Below are 17,342 nucleotides of genomic sequence, written 5' to 3'. Positions count from 1 at the left end.
AACAAATGTTTTACGCGCCCTTCAGCCCGTTGCCTCCAGCTCGTCGATCATGCCGGCGATGACCGAAAGCCCACCGTCCCAGAACTTCGGGTCTTTGGCATCGAGCCCGAACGGCCGCAGCAGCTCGGAATAATGCTTGGTGCCGCCGGCGGCGAGCATGTCGAGATAACGCTCGGCAAAACCCTCGGCCGCGTTCTCGTAGACCGCATAGAGCGAGTTCACGAGGCAGTCGCCGAAAGCATAGGCGTAGACGTAGAAGGGCGAATGGATGAAGTGCGGGATGTACATCCAGTAGTTCTCATAACCCGCCTTGATCTCGATGGCCGGACCAAGGCTGTCGCCTTGCACCGACAGCCAGATCTCGCCGAGCCGCGTCGCGGTGAGTTCGCCGTTCTTGCGCTCGGTGTGGACCGCGCGCTCGAACGAGTAAAACGCGATCTGCCGCACCACGGTGTTGATCATGTCCTCGACCTTGCCGGCGAGCAGCGCCTGGCGCTGTCTTGCATTCTTGGTCCGGGCCAGGAGCCGCCGGAAGGTCAGCATCTCGCCGAATACGCTGGCGGTCTCGGCCAGCGTCAGCGGCGTCGGCGCCATCAGCGCCCCGTTCTTCGCCGCCAGCACCTGGTGCACGCCATGGCCGAGTTCGTGAGCGAGCGTCATCACGTCGCGCGGCTTGCCCTGGTAGTTCATCAGCACATAGGGATGCGCCGACGGGGTGGTCGGATGCGAGAAGGCACCCGGCGCCTTGCCCGGCCGCACCGGCGCGTCGATCCAGCGATCGGTGAAGAAGCGCTCGGCGATATCAGCCATTTTGGGCGAGAAGCCGCGATAGGCCGTCAACACCATGTTGCGGGCGTCGGGCCAGCCGATGGTATCGGTCGCGGCAAAGGGCAGCGGCGCGTTGCGATCCCAATAAGCCAGCCGCTTCTTGCCGAACCACTTCGCCTTCAGCGCGTAATAACGATGCGACAGCTTTGGATAGGCCGCGCGCACGGAGGCGACCAGCGCATCCACCACCTCGCGCTCGACGCGGTTGTTGAGATGGCGGGAATCCGCAACATCCTTGAATCCGCGCCAGCGGTCGGAGATGTCCTTGTCCTTGGCGAGCGTGTTGGTGATCAGGGCAAAGGTGCGCTCATTGGCCTTGAAGGTCTTTGCCAGCGCCCCCGCTGCAGCCTTGCGCTTGGCGCCGTCACGGTCCTGCAGCAGGTTGAGCGTCGGCTCGATCGCCAGCTCCTTGGACCCGACCTTGAAGCGCAATCCGGAGATGGTCTGGTCGAACAGCCGGTTGAAGGCGGAATAGCCGGTCTGCGCTTTTTCCAGGAAAAGCTGCTCGAGCTTGTCGTCGAGCTGATACGGCTTCTCCTTGCGCAGATCCTCGATCCACGGGCGATAATGCGCGAGCTCCGGCGTCTCCATCGCACGGTTCAAAATATCGTCATCGATACGGTTGAGCTCGAGCGCGAAGAACAGAAGATGCGTGGACGCCGCGGTCAGGCGTTCCGAAACGTCGCCGTAAAACTTTGAAATCTTGGGGTCAACGCTGTCGCCGGCGTGGACGAGCCCGGCATAGGAACCCAGCCGGCCGGCTAGATCGTCGATTGCCTCATAGCGTCGCACGGCTCCCGCGAGCCATTTTCCGCCGTCTTCGTTTGCTGTCCCTGTCGCCAGCTTGCCCTTGTAGTCGGTCTCGAACGCGACACAGTCGGCATCCATCTTTTCGAGATCGCGCGCCACTTCCGGCGCATCGATTCCGGAATAGAGATCAGCCAGGTTCCACTCCGGAAGCTTGCCGGTCTTGCTCGCAGCCTTCGCGGGTGACGGCTTCGCAGATGACGGCTTGGCGACTGAAGGTTTGGAGGATTTGGCCTTGGCAGCAGATTTCGGATTTCGAAGCGCGGGCTTGCCGGAAGCGAACTTCTTGAGGGCGGACGTTTTGAGAGCAGGCGTTTTGAGAGCAGGCTTGGATCGCGAATTCATTGTGTGGGAAACCTGTGTTCAACAATCGCAGCGACGGGCGGGGGCATCAAGGTTTAAGAGTGCGTTAATCGGCTTCGGCCAGAGTGCCCCGATTCGAGACAGATAGTAGTAGCGTGCGGGGAACACCATGGCTGCCAGTATTTTGATCGCCGACGACGATGCCGTGGCCCGCCGGCTGGTCGAGAACATGGTGCAGAAATGCGGCTATGAGACGGTCGTCGTGGACTCCGGTGACGCCGCGATCGCCGCCCTCACCGCCCCCGATGCGCCGGCCATCGACGCCGTCATCCTCGATCTCGTGATGCCCGGCCTCGACGGCATGGGCGTGCTGGCGAAAATCCGCGAAGCGGGCCTCAGCGTCCCCGTCATCGTGCAGACCGCCCATGGCGGCATAGACAATGTGATCTCGGCGATGCGCGCCGGCGCGGCCGATTTCGTGGTCAAGCCGGTTGGTGTGGAGCGGCTCCAGGTTTCCTTGCGCAACGCGCTCAACGCCTCCGCGCTCAAGGGCGAATTGCAGCGCATCCGGCACAGCCGCGAGGGCCGGCTGACCTTCTCCGACATCATCACCCGCGCCGAAGCCATGGCGCCGGTCATGCGCGCGGCGCAGAAGGCGGCGAACTCCTCCATACCCGTTCTGATCGAAGGCGAGTCCGGCGTCGGCAAGGAGATGTTCGCGCGCGCCATCCATGGCAGCGGCGAGCGCAAGGCAAAGCCTTTCGTCGCGGTCAATTGCGGCGCGATCCCCGACAACCTCGTCGAGTCCATTCTGTTCGGCCACGAAAAGGGTGCCTTCACCGGCGCCACCGAACGTCACATGGGCAAGTTCGTCGAGGCCCATGGCGGCACGCTGTTCCTCGACGAGGTCAGCGAGCTGCCGCTGGCCGCGCAGGTCAAGCTGCTCCGCGCGCTCCAGGAAGGCGCCGTCGAGGCGGTCGGCGGCCGCAAGCCCGTCAAGGTCGACGTCCGCATCGTCTCGGCAACCAATCGCCGGCTGCTGGAGCGGGTGAAACAGGGACACTTCCGGGAAGACCTGTTCTATCGCCTGCACGTGCTGCCGCTGACGATCCCCTCGCTCAGGAGCCGCCGCGAAGACATCCCGCATCTGCTCCGGCATTTCCTGGCGCGCTTTGCCGCCGAGGAGAACCGTCAGATCACAGGCATCAGCGGCGAGGCCATGGCGCATCTCGCCAAGCTCGACTGGCCCGGCAACATCCGCCAGCTCGAGAACGCGGTCTACCGTGCGGTGGTGATGAGCGAGGGCGACCAGCTCGGCCTTGGCGATTTCCCTCTGCTCGCCTCGCAGCCGCATCCCGCAACAGAGATTCCAACCGCCCCGTTGATGCTCGAGCCGGCTGCAGCCCCTTCGATGGTATCAGGTAATGAAATACCGATCGCGCCGCTTCCGGCGGCGGGAACTCTCGCCCTGCTCACCCCGACCGGTGACGTCCGCTCGCTGGACGAGATGGAGAACGAGATCATCCGCTTCGCGATCTCGCACTACCGCGGCCAGATGTCCGAGGTCGCCCGCCGCCTCAAAATCGGCCGGTCCACCCTCTACCGCAAACTCGACGAAGCCGGTGTTCCCGGGCATGGCGGGAAAAGCGATCAGGAGACGCACTGAGCCTCATGCGAACGGAGGTTCGCAGGACGAAATGCGACCAGCTGTAAGCCGTTCGCACAACGACAGAATTCGACCGTGGCTTGAACCGTGACTTGGAAGTGACAGACACAGGGAAAAGCGCGTCGGGCAAGCGCACAATGCGTTGCCAAGAGGCTCCCGTGAAGTCAGTTTGGCGTGAGTTGTCCCGGTTAGCGCTGGCTGCAAAACCGGGCCCTGTATATCGTCTGCGTGGGAATCGTTGCGTGCAGGCGTGCAACTTTCGAGAGGCCGGCGCGGTTTAGCCGAAGCTCTATAGGCGACAACAAAGCTGTTCCACGAGGGACAGTTCACCCGAGGGGTGCGACACAATGCGTGACTGTTTAAACCACCGTGCAGGCTTCGACCGCGTCTTGATGACGGTCGCGGCAACCTTCCTCACGGTGTCCGCCGGCTCGGCCCTGGCTCAGGATCAGGCGCGCAGCAGCGCCGCCGAGCTCGCAATCGAAGCCGCGATTCCGCGTCCCGAGCCGGCCAACGTCCCGCCCCCGACGGCGTCGGACATCAAGCTCGACACCACCGCCACGGTTCAGGACGCCGCCAAGGAGCCTGTGAGGGCTGACGTCGCGCCGGCTCCGGCCCCCGAGAAGGTCGAAACCAAGCCGTCCGACGTCGCCACCACGCCTGCGCCCGAGGCGCCGAAGAGCGAGACCGCGAAATCCGAGCCCGCAACCGCTGCGCCGGCGGCACCCGCCACGGCTGCAGCTCCAGCCGCTGAGCCCGTGAAAGCCGCGAGCAACGTTCCCGCCGCCGACCAGCCGGTCGCCGACAAGCTCAAGGACATCATCGGCACCAAGACCTCGCGCTATTTCGACCGCAAGAACGAGCGCGCCGCGATCGAGAAGTTCTATGGTGCCCGCGACTTCGCCCCGGTCTGGACCCAATCCGGCAGCGTGACACCCGCAGCCAAGGGCGTCATCGCACGGCTGAAGGACGCGGCGTCCGACGGCCTCAATCCCGCCGATTATCCGGTGCCCGATTTCGCCGGCGCCACCTCGCCCGATGCGCTGGCCGACGCCGAGCTCAAGCTCACCGCCAGCATGTTCGACTATGCGCGCCAGGCTCAGAGCGGCCGCATGCATTGGTCGCAGGTCAGCGGCGACATCCTCTATCCCGAGCATCCGGTCGATCCGAACGAGGTGCTCGCCAAGGTCACGACCGCGACGGATGCCTCTGCCGCGCTCGACAGCTACAATCCGCCGCACAAGCTCTACAAGGAGCTGAAGGCCAAGCTTGCGGAGCTTCGCGGCCAGGGCAACGGCCCGGTGATCGAGATCGCCGACGGTCCGGCGCTGAAATATACCCCGGCCCACAAGAAGCAGGCTGAGATCGTCGTGGAAGATCCGCGCGTGCCTCAGCTCCGCGTCAAGCTCGGCCTCGCCGAGAACGCCGGCGACACCCGCTATGACGCAGCGGTCGCCGACGCCGTGCGCAAATTCCAGAGCGGCGCCGAGATGAAGGCGACCGGCATCCTCGACGACAAGACGGTCAAGGCGCTCAACACCCCGAAACGCGACAAGCAGATCGACGTAGTCCTGGTGAACATGGAACGCTGGCGCTGGCTGCCGCGCGATCTCGGCGCGCCCGCGTTGGGCGACGCCTATGTCATCCTCAACATTCCCGACTACACGCTGAAGGTCATGCAGCGTGGCCAGCAGGTCTGGACCACCCGCGTCGTCACCGGCAAGCCGGGCACGCACGCGACCCCGCTGCTTACCGAGACGATGAAGTACATCACGGTCAACCCGACCTGGAATGTGCCGCCCTCGATCGTCTACAACGAATACCTGCCGGCGCTTCAGCAGGACCCGACTGTGCTCCAGCGCATGGGCCTCAAGCTCGAGCAGAACCGAGACGGTTCGGTGCACATCTCGCAGCCGCCGGGTGAGGCCAACGCGCTCGGCCGCATTCGCTTCAACTTCCCGAACAAGTTTTTGGTCTACCAGCACGACACGCCGGACAAGAATCTGTTTGCCAGAGACGAACGTGCCTTCAGCCATGGCTGCATGCGGGTGCAGAACCCGGATCAGTATGCGTCCGTGCTGCTCAACATTGTCATGCCGAACGAGAAGTACACGCCCGAGCGCGTGCGCAGCATGTACGGCAAGAGCGAGGTCGACCTGAAATTCCCCACACCGATCCCGGTCAACATCACCTATCAGACCGCCTTCGTGGACGACGCCGGCAAGCTGCAGTTCCGCAAGGATGTCTATGGCCGCGACGCGACCATGATCAACATCCTGAAGAACAAGAGCGGCAAGGATCTCGAGGCCGTCGTTGCGCACTCGCAGCCGAGCTATTCGCGCCCGGCGACGACCCTGCCCTCAGGCGTGGCGGTGGCTAATAATGGCGGTGGCTTCGGCTCGTCCGGACCAAACTTCTTCGAGCGGCTGTTCGGGGCGCCGACGCCCCCGCCGGCTCCGGTCGGCCGCCGGCCTCAGCAGCAGCGGGTGTTCACCCGGTAAGCCCACACGGCCTCCGTTTTCTGAATTCGACAGCGAAATCAACGGCCTCATCTCATGGATGGGGCCGTTTTAACGTTAACCATTGTCCATCTCGCTTGGGGCAGCGGGCGTTTTTTTGCCACACTCACCCGGTTAGGTTTGTATTCTGACTTGGTTTGGGGGCGAGAAGGTCAACCTCGAATTAACCTTCTCGTTTTAAGAAAGCGTTCACCCTCTTTCGCGCGCTAAACGGGGTTGCGGGAGAGTCCATTTTGAACGCTGGTCGACTGGGTGGGCTCTAACGTGCTGACTGGTCTCGCACGCCGATCTACTGTGCTGTCGTGGTCCCATGCGGGAGTGAAGGCCGGATCACGGATCGGCCTGGCTGCCGTATTGCTGTTTGCTGCCGCGGGTTCCGTCCATAACGCTGCCGCGCTGAGCGAGACAAAGACGCTCTCCTTCCACCACACCCATTCCGGCGAAGACCTGACCGTCACCTTCAAGCGCGAGGGCCGTTACGACGAAGCGGCGCTGAAGCAGCTCAATCACTTCCTGCGCGACTGGCGCACCCAGGACGAGACGGTCATGGACCGTCGCCTGTTCGATATCCTGTGGGAAGTCTACCGCGACGTCGACGCCAAGCAGCCGATCCAGATCATCTCCTCCTACCGCTCCCCCGCCACCAACGCCATGCTCCGCCGCCGCTCCTCCGGGGTGGCGCGCTTCAGCCAGCACATGCTGGGACATGCGATGGACTTCTACATTCCGGGCGTGCCGCTGGAGCAGATCCGCTTCGCCGGCCTGCGCCTGCAGCGCGGCGGCGTCGGCTTCTATCCGACCTCGGGCTCGCCCTTCGTGCATCTGGACACAGGCAGCATCCGGCACTGGCCGCGCATGACGCATGACCAGCTCGCTCGCGTCTTCCCGGACGGCAAGACGGTGCATCTGCCGACCGACGGCACGCCGCTCAAGGGCTATGAGCTCGCCAAGGCCGAGATCGAGCGCCGCGGCAATGGCGACGATTCCGGCAGCAAACCGAATTTCTTTGCCGCCTTGTTCAAGGGCAAATCGGCAGCACCGGCCGCCGGCAGCAGCGACGAGGACGACGAGGGCGCGCCCGCCCCGGCAGCCAAGCCCGCAGACCCGGTGCCGACGCCGCGCGCCAAGCCCCAGATTGCCGCCACGATCCAGCTCGCCTCGGCCGACGCGCAACTCGTTGCGCCGCCCAAGCCGAAGCTCGCCGCCGTGGCTGACAAGCCGGCCGCCAAATCTGCGGACGGCAAGCCGGAGACCCCGGCCGACATCATCAATGCCCGCGGCTTCTGGGATGATGTCCCGACCGCGCCGCAGCAGGCGACGCCGGCTCAAATCGCCGCGCTGAAGGCCCGCCAGGCCCTGGCTGCCGCGACCGAGGCACAACCAACCGCGAGCGTGTCCAACGCGGCCCTTCAGGCGCTGGCTTATGCGCCGGCCGCCTCTCCGGTCGATCGCGCCAATGTCGTTGCCGCCTCCGCGCCAATCCCCCGCTCCGCCCGTCCTGCGTCGCGCAATGTCGCCCAGGCCACTGAAATCAACACGGTGGTCGGCAAGAACGTCGACGGCGCGGTTGCTACTGCGACCCGCCTCTCCGCCGCCAAGAACGAGAGCATCTGGCTCAAGATCGTGATGCTGTCGCCGAGCGCCAGCCGCGCGATGTCGGTCACGCTGCTGGGCGAGCTCGATACAGCAGCGCTGCGCGGCTATTTCGTCAAGCCGCAGGCCGTGGTCGCGATGGGCTTTGCCGACGACCCGATGCACGGCCTGTCCTGCGACAGTTTCTCGGGCAGCGCGACCGCGAAGCTCCAGACGACGTCGTTCGTGATGCGAACGGCCGCGTTGCGCTGAGGCGCCGAACTCCCTCCGCGAATTCGGTCTCGTGGGCCGGATCAGCGAGTAGGCGTCCGGGATAGCTTCGCTCGCCGAGACCTTCTGGATATCGCTTCGCTCATCCCAGCTACAAGCGCGCCGATTTCGCCTTTTTCCCCCGCCGGTCCAGATGATACGTCAGCGATGCGCCTCGGCGGTCGCGAATATCAGCGCGCGCACCTGAAGCCGCTTGCCGATCGGCACGGGAAGAGCGCCGAAGGCACGGCCCACCTCGCGCGGCAACGATGGCGCAATCATTCGCGTCTCCGTTCACAAACGAAACACGCTCAGTTTGTAGCCCGGATGGAGCGCAAGCGTCATCCGGGGATGCGTCCCCACAGCAAGAACCCGGATTTCGCTATCGCGCCATCCGGGCTACGGCTGGGATGCTTGAAGCGACGCGCCTCAGATCATGCCGAGCGCCTGCATGTAGGTCTCGAGAATGGTCTCGGCCTCGGCGCGCTCGTTGGGATCCTGCTTGCGCAGGCGCACGATGGTGCGCAGCGCCTTGACGTCGTAGCCGTTGCCCTTGCTCTCGGCATAGACGTCGCGGATGTCGTCGGAGATCGCCTTCTTCTCTTCTTCCAGCCGCTCGATGCGCTCGATGATGGATTTGAGCTGGTCCTTGGCAAATTTCGTCGCGGGCTCGTCGTCGCGGACGGCGGCGGAGGTGGCCATCTAGGTACTCCCAATGGAACTGGCAAAACGAGGTGACGCCGGCATCCTCACCGCGCGTGCTGATAGACCCTTAGGGTCCGTACCGACCGCGTTCAAGGCAGCATCGCGCTCGTCCACAGCGCGCCCACACCTTCCTGCGGCGAGGCCGAGAAAGCTGTTGTGTGATGCGTCTCAGGCGTGGCTCGCGGGGCCGCTCAGTGCCCGTGGCCGTGGGGGTGGACCTTCTTCATCGTCTCGATCTGCTCGGGCGTCGCCGTGCCCTGGTATTTCGACTTCCAGGTCTCGTAGGGCATGCCGTAGACGGCCTCCCGGCTCTCGTCCTTGCTCAAGGCGACGCCTCGAGCGTCGGCGGCCTCCTTGAGCCAATTGGACAGGCAGTTGCGGCAGAAGCCCGCCAGATTCATGAGGTCGATGTTCTGGACGTCGGTCCGCGTCTTCAGATGTTCGACCAGATGCCGGAAAGCGGCCGCCTCGAGCTCCGTTCTGGTTTTGTCGTCGATTGCCATGGCTATATCCTTGGACCTGCCCCGATGGTGGTCACCCTTACGGGATCAGGTGGGGCCTGTCACAGATTTTGCCATATCCCGGCGCAAACGGACCCGAACCCGGCCTCGAGGCACCTCCTCGTCCCCTACGCCAAATCATCAATGATCTGATATAGCTTCCGCGACAATGATCGCCGAATCTCCCCGCTCCCCGCTTCGCCTGCTCGCCCGGTTGGTCCCGGTGCTGGTGGTCGCGCTGCTGTGCCTCTGCGCCACCCCGGCCTCCGCCGATTTCCGTCTCTGCAACAACACCTCGAGCCGGGTCGGCATTGCGCTCGGCTACAAGGACGCCGAGGGCTGGACCACCGAAGGCTGGTGGAACATCTCGTCGCGCTCCTGCGAGACCCTGCTGCGGGGAACGTTGGTCGCCCGCTATTATTACATCTACGCGATCGACTATGACCGCGGCGGCGAGTGGTCGGGGCAGGCTTTCATGTGCTCGCGCGACAAGGAGTTCACCATCCGCGGCACTGAGGATTGCCTCGCGCGGGGCTATGACCGGACCGGCTATTTCGAGGTCGACACCGGGGAGCAGCGAGCCTGGACGGTGCAGCTCACCGATGCCAACGAGCAGCCGTCGCAGCAGCAGCGTGTGCCGGGCCTGCCGGGCCCGGTCGGCCCGGGTGGCGGGGTTCCGGGTTTGCCCAATGGCCCGCCCGGTGGTACGCCCCCCGCCGCGCCTGGCCTCCCGCCAGCTCCCTCGCCACCGTCTGGAAGTAAGCCATGAGGCGTCTCCGCCGTATCAAGATTCTCGCGACGCTCGGACCAGCCTCTTCAGACCTCGCGATGATCCGCCGCCTGTTCGAAGCCGGCGCCGACCTGTTTCGCATCAACATGAGCCACACGCCGCATGACAAGATGCGGGAGCTGGTGGCGACGATCCGCAACGTCGAAAGCAGCTATGGCCGGCCGATCGGCATCCTGGTCGATCTCCAGGGCCCGAAGCTGAGGCTCGGCGCCTTCGCCGAAGGCTCGGTGCAGTTGCAGAATGGCCAGACGTTTACGCTGGATTCCGACAAGACCCCCGGCGATTCCACGCGTGTGCATCTTCCGCATCCGGAAATCCTGGCCGCGCTGCGGCCCGGCCACGCGCTGCTGCTCGACGACGGCAAGGTACGGCTGATCACGGAAGAGACCTCGAAAGAACACGCGGTGACGCGCGTGGTGGTCGGCGGCCGGATGTCCGATCGCAAGGGCGTCAGCCTGCCGGATACGGACCTTGCGGTCTCGGCGATGACGCCGAAGGATCGCGCCGACCTCGAGGCCGCATTGGTCACCGGCGTCGACTGGATCGCGCTGTCCTTCGTGCAGCGCGCCGACGACGTCATCGAAGCCAAGAGGATGATCCGCGGCCGCGCCGCGGTCATGGCCAAGATCGAGAAGCCGCAGGCAATCGACCGTCTTGCCGACATCCTCGAAGCCTCCGACGCGCTGATGGTGGCGCGCGGCGATCTCGGCGTCGAACTCCCGCTGGAGCGCGTGCCGAGCCTGCAGAAGCAGATGACTCGGATGGCGCGTCGTGCCGGCAAGCCGGTGGTGGTCGCAACCCAGATGCTGGAATCGATGATCCAGTCGCCAGTGCCCACCCGCGCCGAAGTCTCCGACGTCGCCACGGCGGTCTATGAGGGCGCCGACGCTATCATGCTGTCGGCGGAATCGGCGGCCGGCAAATTCCCGGTCGAGGCGGTCTCGACCATGAACCGCATCGGCGAGGAGGTCGAGCGCGACCCCATCTATCGTTCCGTGCTCACGGCGCAGCGCCCCGCGCCGGAATCCACCGCAGGCGACGCCATCGCCGACGCCGCGCGGCAGATCGCCGAGACCCTCGACCTGCCTGCCTTGATCTGCTGGACCTCATCGGGCTCGACCGCGGTGCGCGTGGCGCGCGAACGACCCAAGCCGCCGATCGTGGCGATCACGCCGAACATCACCGCCGGCCGCCGGCTCGCGGTGGTCTGGGGCGTGCATTGCGTGGTGGCAGAGGACGCGCGCGATCAGGATGACATGGTCAGCCGCGCCGGCCAGATCGCGTTCCGGGATGGCTTCGTCCGTGCCGGCCAACGCGTCATCATCGTCGCAGGCGTGCCGCTCGGCATCCCCGGCACCACCAACATGGTGCGCATCGCCTCGGTCGGCCCCGAGGGCGACGCGGACATGTAAGACCCCGCCAGGGCCCGCCGGACTCAAAAATCGAAAAACAACCCCATGCAAAGTAGCCGGAGGACTCGGCGAGCCTGCTGCGGTTTCGCGAAAGGCATCGCTCGGTCAACGACCTGAGCGTCGTCAGGCCGGCCAGTTCGTCGGTAGGGCTATTTCAAGCCCCAACCAGCGCCTTCGCGGTCGGCAGCAGCGTCTGCTGCACCACGAGACCCCTGGCGCGGGCGTCCATGACGCCGACAGCTCGCAGCGCCAGCAGCGTCACGGTCTGCACCGCGTCGCGCATCTTGACGGGATCGTCGAGGTTGTCAGGCGCCAGCGGCCCGACCAGGGCTTCATGCAGCGCGCCGAGCAAGGCGGTGGCAGCGAGCGCGGTGTCCTGCGCCGGCAGGTGACCGGCGCGAACCGCAGCGTCGATCCGGGCAGCCATCTCGCCTGCGATCTCGCGCCGGCTGGCCAGGCGCGAGGCACTGACATCGACATCGACGGGTTCGGCCAGAATGCCCCAGGCCAGCCGGCGCTGCGACAGGGTATGGACCGCGACGGTCGTCACGGCCGCGGCCAGCGCCGAAGACGGCCCCGGCGCGGCATCGGCCGCCCGACGGATCGCCGCGAGCTCGTCGCGGGAGACCTCGGCAATGAGTTCGGAGATCAACTCGGCCTTGGAGGGGAAGTAGCGGTAGACCGTGCCGGCCGCGACATTGGCCCTGACCGCGACGGGTGCGATCTGCACCGCCGCCATCCCGCCTTCCGCCGCAGTCTCCCGTGCGGCCGTCAGGATCGCACTGCGCCGCGCCGCAAGGCGCTTCACCACTTGATGCGTCCGCCGATAAACCATGGCGCGCTTCCTGTCCCACACGCCGCCGCACGCCCCGCGGCCAAGCGCTTCGTCATGTCAAAAGATATAAATCGCCCCGCAAGGACTGAACAACTATTCAGAAGGGATGACAAGATGGGAAATGCACGAAGCGTCACGACGGCTGGACTGGCGCGCCGTAGCCGGGGCGTGCGGCCCGCACCATCGGCCACATTATGGGCTTCGCCCAAAAGAAAGAGAGCCCCGTCAGGGACGAGGCTCTCCGAAATTCCCAGGTCGTCCGGTCTTACTTGAGGCCGGTCGAGATCGCGGTGAACTTGGTGTTCAGCGTGGTGCCGAGGTTGTTGACGACGGTGATGATCGCCAGCGCGATGCCGGCGGCGATCAGGCCGTATTCAATGGCGGTGGCGCCGGATTCATCCTTCAGGAAACGCGCAACGAGGTTCTTCATAGAGTGCTCCAAATGAGTACACGAGGCTACAACTGATCTGGTCTTTCCGGCTTCCCAGCGCCGCCCGACCATGGCACCGAACGTAGAGGCAAAGAATTGCACCGCAGTTAATTCGACTGCGTAAACACCAAACGGTTTGCGTGTATTCGGCCATGGTAAATTGAAATCTAAAACAATCCGTTAAATGTGTCGGGACATGAAACCGGCGTGACCGGCCAGTTTACCCGAAGTTATCACCGCCCGTGGTGCAATGCCGCTCGCCCGGACTGACGCGCGACGCGATCAACATTCATCGCGCGGCAGGTGATTGTTCGAGCATGATCCTTCCGGAAAGCCGCGCCGCACATTGCGCCAACTCCGGTCCGTGCCCGACCGACAAGAACAACAGGACGACGAGGCGGCATGTCCCTTTCCTTTGCCAACAGCATCGCGGCGCACAGCCGCGCGCGCGCGCTGGTGCCGCTGTGCGTCGGCGCCTGCGTCTATCTGTTCTACCTCTATCTCGGCGACACGCGGCTGCAGGACTCCGACACCTTCTGGCAGGTCAAGATCGGGCAATGGATCCTCGATCACCGCGCCATGCCCACCACCGACCTCTATTCGTTCACGCGCACGGGCGCGCCATGGATTTCGACGTCGTGGCTGTCGCAGGTGCTGTTCGCCTGGTCCCATGCGCAATTGGACTGGGCGGGCCCCGTCATCCTCACTGCGGTCGCGGTCGCGATCACGGTTGCGATCTTCGTCTATCTGCTCGACGCGCAGATCGAGGCACCTCGCGCAGTGCTGTTCGCGATGCTGGCGCTGCTGCTGTCGACCCATCACGTGCTGGCGCGTCCGCATATCCTGGCGCTGCCGGTCATGGTGGCGTGGGTCGGCGTGCTGATGGCAGCTGCCGACCGCAAGAGCGCGCCGTCCTGGTCCTGGCTGCCGTTGATGGCACTCTGGGCCAATTTGCATGGCGGCTTCGTGCTGGGTCTCGCGCTGATCGGCCCGATCTCGCTCGAGGCCATCGAGCATGCCGGAAAGGGACGACGGCTTGCCCTGTTCACGCGCTGGGTGCTGTTCGGAATCGGCGCGCTGGCCGCGAGCTGCCTCACGCCGTATGGCTGGCGGACGCTGCTCGGCGCGACCAACATCCTCGGCCTCGGCGAGCTGCTGTCGCTGATCTTCGAATGGATGCCGGCGAACTTCTCCACCTTCACGCCATTCGAAGGAGCCCTGCTCGGCTTGATCGCATTCGGCTATTACCGCGGCTTGGTGCTGTCGGCGCCCCGGATATTCCTGATCCTCTTCCTGACCTGGGGCGCGCTGACCCATGTCAGGAGCATCGAGGCATTTGCGTTTCTGGTGCCGCTGGTGCTGGCAAAGCCGCTCGGCGAGATGTTCCCCCGCACGGCGCCTGACCCAGTCGATGCCGGGCGCTGGCCGGCCCGCACTGTCACCGCGCTTGGCGCGCTGATGATCGTGGCGGCGAGCTGGACCTCGACGTCGCTCTACATGGGGCACCACCGCTTCACCTTCACGACGACGCACACGCCCGTTGCGGCCGTCGATCTGCTGGAGCAACGCAAGGTGCAGCGCGTCTTCAATGCCTACCAGTTCGGCGGCTATCTGATCTCGCGCGACATTCCGGTCTTCGTCGACGGCCGTGCCGAGCTCTATGGCGAGAAATTCGTGATGGACTTCTTCAAGGCGACGGAAGGCAAGAAGCCCGAGCTGCTGCCCCGCCTGCTCGACGAGTACAAGATCGACGCCACGCTCCTGGTTGCCGATGCGCCGGGCCCGCAGATCCTCGACCAGCTGAAGGGCTGGAAGCGGATCTATACGGACGACATTGCCGTGATCCATGTGCGAGACCATGCGGGCAGCGCGACCGCGACGCCTTCGAAGTGAGCACCCCCGTGACGGCACGCACGCGTAACCGTGAGCAAATGCGCCGCGGACACGACCGCTGCGCTCAAACCCCGGCGATCCCGCGACATGTCTTCTTTTGACAGGCCGACTGTGACAATGCCGGCTAGGTCGGGCTCGGAGCGGTCGGTGCCGATCGCCGTCCTGGCGGTGCTGGCGGCGCTCTCGCTTCTGCCGGTGCTGCTGACCCCGATCCCCGCGATGGTCGATTATCCCAATCACCTCGCCCGCATGTACATCCTGAGCCAGAACGGCACCCCCGATGCCAATCCGCATTACGAGGTGGCTTGGGCCTTCTATCCCAACCTTGGCATGGACCTGCTGGTGCCGCAGTTGGCGCGTCTGATGAGCGTTGAGACCGCCACGCGGCTGTTTCTGCTGCTGAGCCAATTGCTCATTGTCGGCGGCGCGCTGTTGCTGGAATGGGTCCGAAAAGGACGCGTTCATCTTGCCGGCTTCGCTGCGCTGGCCTTCCTGTATTGTCTGCCGTTCAGCTGGGGCTTCGTGAATTTCGAGTTTGGCCTCGGCCTCGCGCTCTGGGGCATCGCAATCTACCTGATGCTGGCCGAAGGCCCATGGCCGCTGCGTTTCGTCGCCAATCTGGTGTTCGTCGCGGCGCTGTATGCGGCGCATTTCTTCTCGCTCGGCATCTATGGCGCGACGCTCGGCCTCTACGAGCTCTCGCGCATGCGTCAGCACGGAATAGCCTACCGGGTCGCCGCCGCCCGGCTCGGCGCGCTGGCCCTGCCCGCGCTCGTGTTGTTTGCGATCATGCAGATGACCGCGGGCTCGATCGGAAGCGAAGGGACGAGCTGGTTCTTCGGATTCAAGCCCGTCTGGCCGCTGCGCATCCTGAACGGCTACAATCTGACGGCAGCGGCAGCGACCGGCCTGGTATTGATGATTTCGCTGCTATTCGCCGCACGGCGCGGCCTCCTCAGGCTCGAGCCAGCCGGGACCTGGCTCGCGATCGGCTTTGCGCTGCTTTACCTCGTCATCCCCTCGAAGCTGTTTGGAACCGCATTTGTCGACCTTCGTGTCATTCCCGCTGCGGCTCTGATCCTCCCCGCCTTCAGCTCGCTGACGCTGCCGAGCCGTGCCTGGAGAACAGCCGCGCTCGCCGCGATCAGCGGCATCATCCTGATAAATCTCGCCATCGTCCTCGCGGTGTGGCTGCCTTACCGCGCCGACTACGCGGCGATCATCACCTCGTTCCAGAAGATCGAGCGCGGCTCGCGCGTCCTCGTCGGCAGCACGGGCGACAATGGCGATCCGCCCTTTGCCGACCTCACCTCGTATCCGATGTATTATGCGCCGACGCTGGCCGTACATTATGCCAACGCGTTCGTGCCCAATCTCTTCACGGAAGCGGGCAAGCAGCCGGTGCGGCCACGCGAGGGCGTGCGCGGTCTTGCCATCCCCTATGGCGGACCGGTGCCGACGGAGATGCTTGCCGCAATCGCGACGAGCCAACCGCCGGCGGGCGCTCCGCCGTTCGTCCGCACCTGGTACCGGGACTTCGATTATCTGTACGTGCTTGGGCCCCAGGCTGCGAACCCGCTGCCTGACCTGCTGGAGGTGCTGGATACCTCGAAGCGATTTGTCCTCTACAAGATCCACCGCAGGCCCTCACGCGACGCTGCGGCTGCACCGCGAGGTTGATCGTCAGGCATCGCGCCCATTCCGCCTCCCTCAGTCGCTCCTGCCGCCCAATCCTTAACGGTTGCAGCAAGGCGACCTTAACCACCGGTGAACTAGACTTCCGCCCCTGAAACCAGCCGGAATCCATCGCATGGCGGCCAATACCAGATCGATCCGCTACAGCCTCGTCATCCCCGTGTTCAACGAGGAAGCCGTGCTGCCGGTCCTGCTGCGCCGGCTCGACCTGGTTCTGTCCCGGCTCGACGGGCCTGCAGAAGCGATCTTCGTCGACGACGGCAGCAGCGATTCCAGCTCCATCGTGCTCCAGGCGCTCGCCCAGCGCGATCCGCGCTTCCGCTATATCGGCCTGTCGCGCAACTTCGGCCATCAGGTTGCCATCACCGCCGGCATGGACGCCGCGCAAGGTGAAGCGATCATCGTCATGGACGCCGATCTGCAGGATCCGCCGGAAGTGATCGAGCAATTGATCGCGAAGTGGAAGGAAGGCAACGACGTCGTCCACGCCCGCCGCCTGTCGCGCGACGGCGAAAGCCGGTTCAAGCGGGCGACTGCGCATGTGTTCTACCGGCTCCTCGGCAGGATGTCCTCCGTCGGCATCCCCGCCGACGTCGGCGATTTCCGCCTGATCGATCGCAAGGTGCTCGACGCACTCATGCAGATGCCGGAGCAGGACCGCTTCGTGCGCGGCATGATCGCCTGGCTGGGCTTCCGGCAGGCCGAGGTCGCCTTCCACCGCCTCGAGCGCGCGGCGGGCGAAACCAAATACCCGCTGTTCAAGATGGTGCGGCTCGCGATGAACGCCGCGCTCGGCTTTTCAGACCTGCCCCTGCGGCTCGCAATCTGGTGTGGATTGACGGTTTCGGGACTGGCTTTGCTGTACGGCGGCTGGGTGATCCTGTTGTGGCTCAGCAATGACAGCCATCTGGTCACCGGCTGGTCCTCGACCATGGTCGTGGTGTCCCTGCTGTGCGGCATCAACATGCTGATGACGGGCATCGTGGGACTTTATGTCGGCCGCATTCATGCCGAGGTGAAACGCCGCCCGCTCTATGTGGTGCAAACGCGCGCCGGCTTCGATCGCAACGAGGCGGCGGGCGCGCCCGCGATCCACGCCGTCAACGAGTGACCCGGC

General features: G+C 64.9%; 13 protein-coding genes. 8 read left to right on the top strand and 5 right to left on the bottom strand.

The genetic code is table 11. From position 1 onward, the window contains the following. Positions 1-21: 21 nt before the first annotated feature. Positions 22-1,980, bottom strand: coding sequence for a M3 family oligoendopeptidase (locus JQ580_RS03085; RefSeq protein WP_212278257.1), 1,959 nt, complete (start codon positions 1,978-1,980; stop codon positions 22-24). Between the two features lie 127 nt (positions 1,981-2,107). Between JQ580_RS03085 and JQ580_RS03080 the strand changes: the two genes are divergently transcribed. The 3 genes from JQ580_RS03080 (at position 2,108) to mepK (ending at position 7,968) form a co-directional block, all read left to right on the top strand. Next, positions 2,108-3,604 carry a sigma-54-dependent transcriptional regulator gene (locus tag JQ580_RS03080; protein WP_212278256.1) on the top strand — a complete coding sequence of 499 codons (1,497 nt, stop codon included), beginning with the start codon at positions 2,108-2,110 and terminating at the stop codon, positions 3,602-3,604. A gap of 347 nt (positions 3,605-3,951) precedes the next feature. Next, complete coding sequence (locus tag JQ580_RS03075; protein ID WP_212278255.1) at positions 3,952-6,105, top strand: L,D-transpeptidase family protein; 2,154 nt, start codon at positions 3,952-3,954, stop codon at positions 6,103-6,105. Between the two features lie 270 nt (positions 6,106-6,375). Further along, positions 6,376-7,968, top strand: coding sequence for a peptidoglycan L,D-endopeptidase MepK (gene mepK, locus JQ580_RS03070; protein ID WP_212278254.1), 1,593 nt, complete (start codon positions 6,376-6,378; stop codon positions 7,966-7,968). Between the two features lie 426 nt (positions 7,969-8,394). On the opposite strand, the gene JQ580_RS03060 is transcribed toward mepK, so the two are convergent. Together JQ580_RS03060 and JQ580_RS03055 are read right to left on the bottom strand one after the other, a co-directional pair. Beyond that, positions 8,395-8,667 (bottom strand): DUF2312 domain-containing protein, encoded by a 273-nt coding sequence (locus tag JQ580_RS03060; RefSeq protein WP_008546273.1) that lies wholly within the window; start codon positions 8,665-8,667, stop codon positions 8,395-8,397. A gap of 194 nt (positions 8,668-8,861) precedes the next feature. After that, positions 8,862-9,173: a DUF1244 domain-containing protein gene (locus JQ580_RS03055; protein ID WP_212278253.1), complete on the bottom strand. Its 312-nt coding sequence runs from the start codon at positions 9,171-9,173 to the stop codon at positions 8,862-8,864. A 166-nt stretch (positions 9,174-9,339) separates the two neighbouring features. On the opposite strand from JQ580_RS03055, the gene JQ580_RS03050 reads away from it, so the two are divergent. Both JQ580_RS03050 and pyk read left to right on the top strand, forming a co-directional pair. Further along, positions 9,340-9,939, top strand: a complete 600-nt coding sequence (locus JQ580_RS03050; protein ID WP_212278252.1) for a DUF1036 domain-containing protein — start codon at positions 9,340-9,342, stop codon at positions 9,937-9,939. Further along, complete coding sequence (gene pyk / locus JQ580_RS03045; protein ID WP_212278251.1) at positions 9,936-11,372, top strand: pyruvate kinase; 1,437 nt, start codon at positions 9,936-9,938, stop codon at positions 11,370-11,372. The genes JQ580_RS03050 and pyk overlap by 4 nt, the downstream gene beginning before the upstream one ends. 154 nt (positions 11,373-11,526) lie before the next feature. Here pyk and JQ580_RS03040 read toward each other — a convergent pair whose 3' ends face one another. Continuing rightward, a complete protein-coding gene (locus tag JQ580_RS03040; protein WP_091956437.1) occupies positions 11,527-12,207 on the bottom strand; it encodes a TetR/AcrR family transcriptional regulator in 681 nt (226 codons plus the stop codon). Positions 12,208-12,472: 265 nt separating this feature from the next. Then, positions 12,473-12,637: a Flp family type IVb pilin gene (locus JQ580_RS03035; RefSeq protein ID WP_018317786.1), complete on the bottom strand. Its 165-nt coding sequence runs from the start codon at positions 12,635-12,637 to the stop codon at positions 12,473-12,475. A gap of 402 nt (positions 12,638-13,039) precedes the next feature. On the opposite strand from JQ580_RS03035, the gene JQ580_RS03030 reads away from it, so the two are divergent. From JQ580_RS03030 to JQ580_RS03020, 3 genes are all read left to right on the top strand, one after another. Further along, on the top strand, positions 13,040-14,530 hold the full coding sequence (locus JQ580_RS03030) for a hypothetical protein (RefSeq protein ID WP_212278250.1): 1,491 nt from the start codon (positions 13,040-13,042) through the stop codon (positions 14,528-14,530). Positions 14,531-14,617: 87 nt separating this feature from the next. After that, positions 14,618-16,210 (top strand): hypothetical protein, encoded by a 1,593-nt coding sequence (locus JQ580_RS03025; RefSeq protein WP_212278249.1) that lies wholly within the window; start codon positions 14,618-14,620, stop codon positions 16,208-16,210. A 130-nt stretch (positions 16,211-16,340) separates the two neighbouring features. Further along, positions 16,341-17,336 carry a glycosyltransferase family 2 protein gene (locus JQ580_RS03020; protein WP_212278248.1) on the top strand — a complete coding sequence of 332 codons (996 nt, stop codon included), beginning with the start codon at positions 16,341-16,343 and terminating at the stop codon, positions 17,334-17,336. Positions 17,337-17,342: the final 6 nt, after the last annotated feature.

Source organism: Bradyrhizobium sp. SZCCT0148 (assembly GCF_018129985.1).
GTDB lineage: Bacteria > Pseudomonadota > Alphaproteobacteria > Rhizobiales > Xanthobacteraceae > Bradyrhizobium > Bradyrhizobium japonicum_H.
This window is presented reverse-complemented; position numbering and strand designations above follow the sequence as displayed.

What these genes read in the sequence shown, in the direction of transcription:
- JQ580_RS03040 (WP_091956437.1), bottom strand. Translation starts at nt 12,207, where the DNA reads ATGGTTTATCGGCGGACGCATCAAGTGGTGAAGCGCCTTGCGGCGCGG.
- JQ580_RS03020 (WP_212278248.1), top strand. Translation starts at nt 16,341, where the DNA reads ATGGCGGCCAATACCAGATCGATCCGCTACAGCCTCGTCATCCCCGTG.
- JQ580_RS03025 (WP_212278249.1), top strand. Translation starts at nt 14,618, where the DNA reads ATGTCTTCTTTTGACAGGCCGACTGTGACAATGCCGGCTAGGTCGGGC.
- JQ580_RS03055 (WP_212278253.1), bottom strand. Translation starts at nt 9,173, where the DNA reads ATGGCAATCGACGACAAAACCAGAACGGAGCTCGAGGCGGCCGCTTTC.
- JQ580_RS03035 (WP_018317786.1), bottom strand. Translation starts at nt 12,637, where the DNA reads ATGAAGAACCTCGTTGCGCGTTTCCTGAAGGATGAATCCGGCGCCACC.
- JQ580_RS03030 (WP_212278250.1), top strand. Translation starts at nt 13,040, where the DNA reads ATGTCCCTTTCCTTTGCCAACAGCATCGCGGCGCACAGCCGCGCGCGC.
- JQ580_RS03075 (WP_212278255.1), top strand. Translation starts at nt 3,952, where the DNA reads ATGCGTGACTGTTTAAACCACCGTGCAGGCTTCGACCGCGTCTTGATG.
- JQ580_RS03060 (WP_008546273.1), bottom strand. Translation starts at nt 8,667, where the DNA reads ATGGCCACCTCCGCCGCCGTCCGCGACGACGAGCCCGCGACGAAATTT.
- JQ580_RS03080 (WP_212278256.1), top strand. Translation starts at nt 2,108, where the DNA reads ATGGCTGCCAGTATTTTGATCGCCGACGACGATGCCGTGGCCCGCCGG.
- JQ580_RS03050 (WP_212278252.1), top strand. Translation starts at nt 9,340, where the DNA reads ATGATCGCCGAATCTCCCCGCTCCCCGCTTCGCCTGCTCGCCCGGTTG.
- JQ580_RS03085 (WP_212278257.1), bottom strand. Translation starts at nt 1,980, where the DNA reads ATGAATTCGCGATCCAAGCCTGCTCTCAAAACGCCTGCTCTCAAAACG.
- pyk (WP_212278251.1), top strand. Translation starts at nt 9,936, where the DNA reads ATGAGGCGTCTCCGCCGTATCAAGATTCTCGCGACGCTCGGACCAGCC.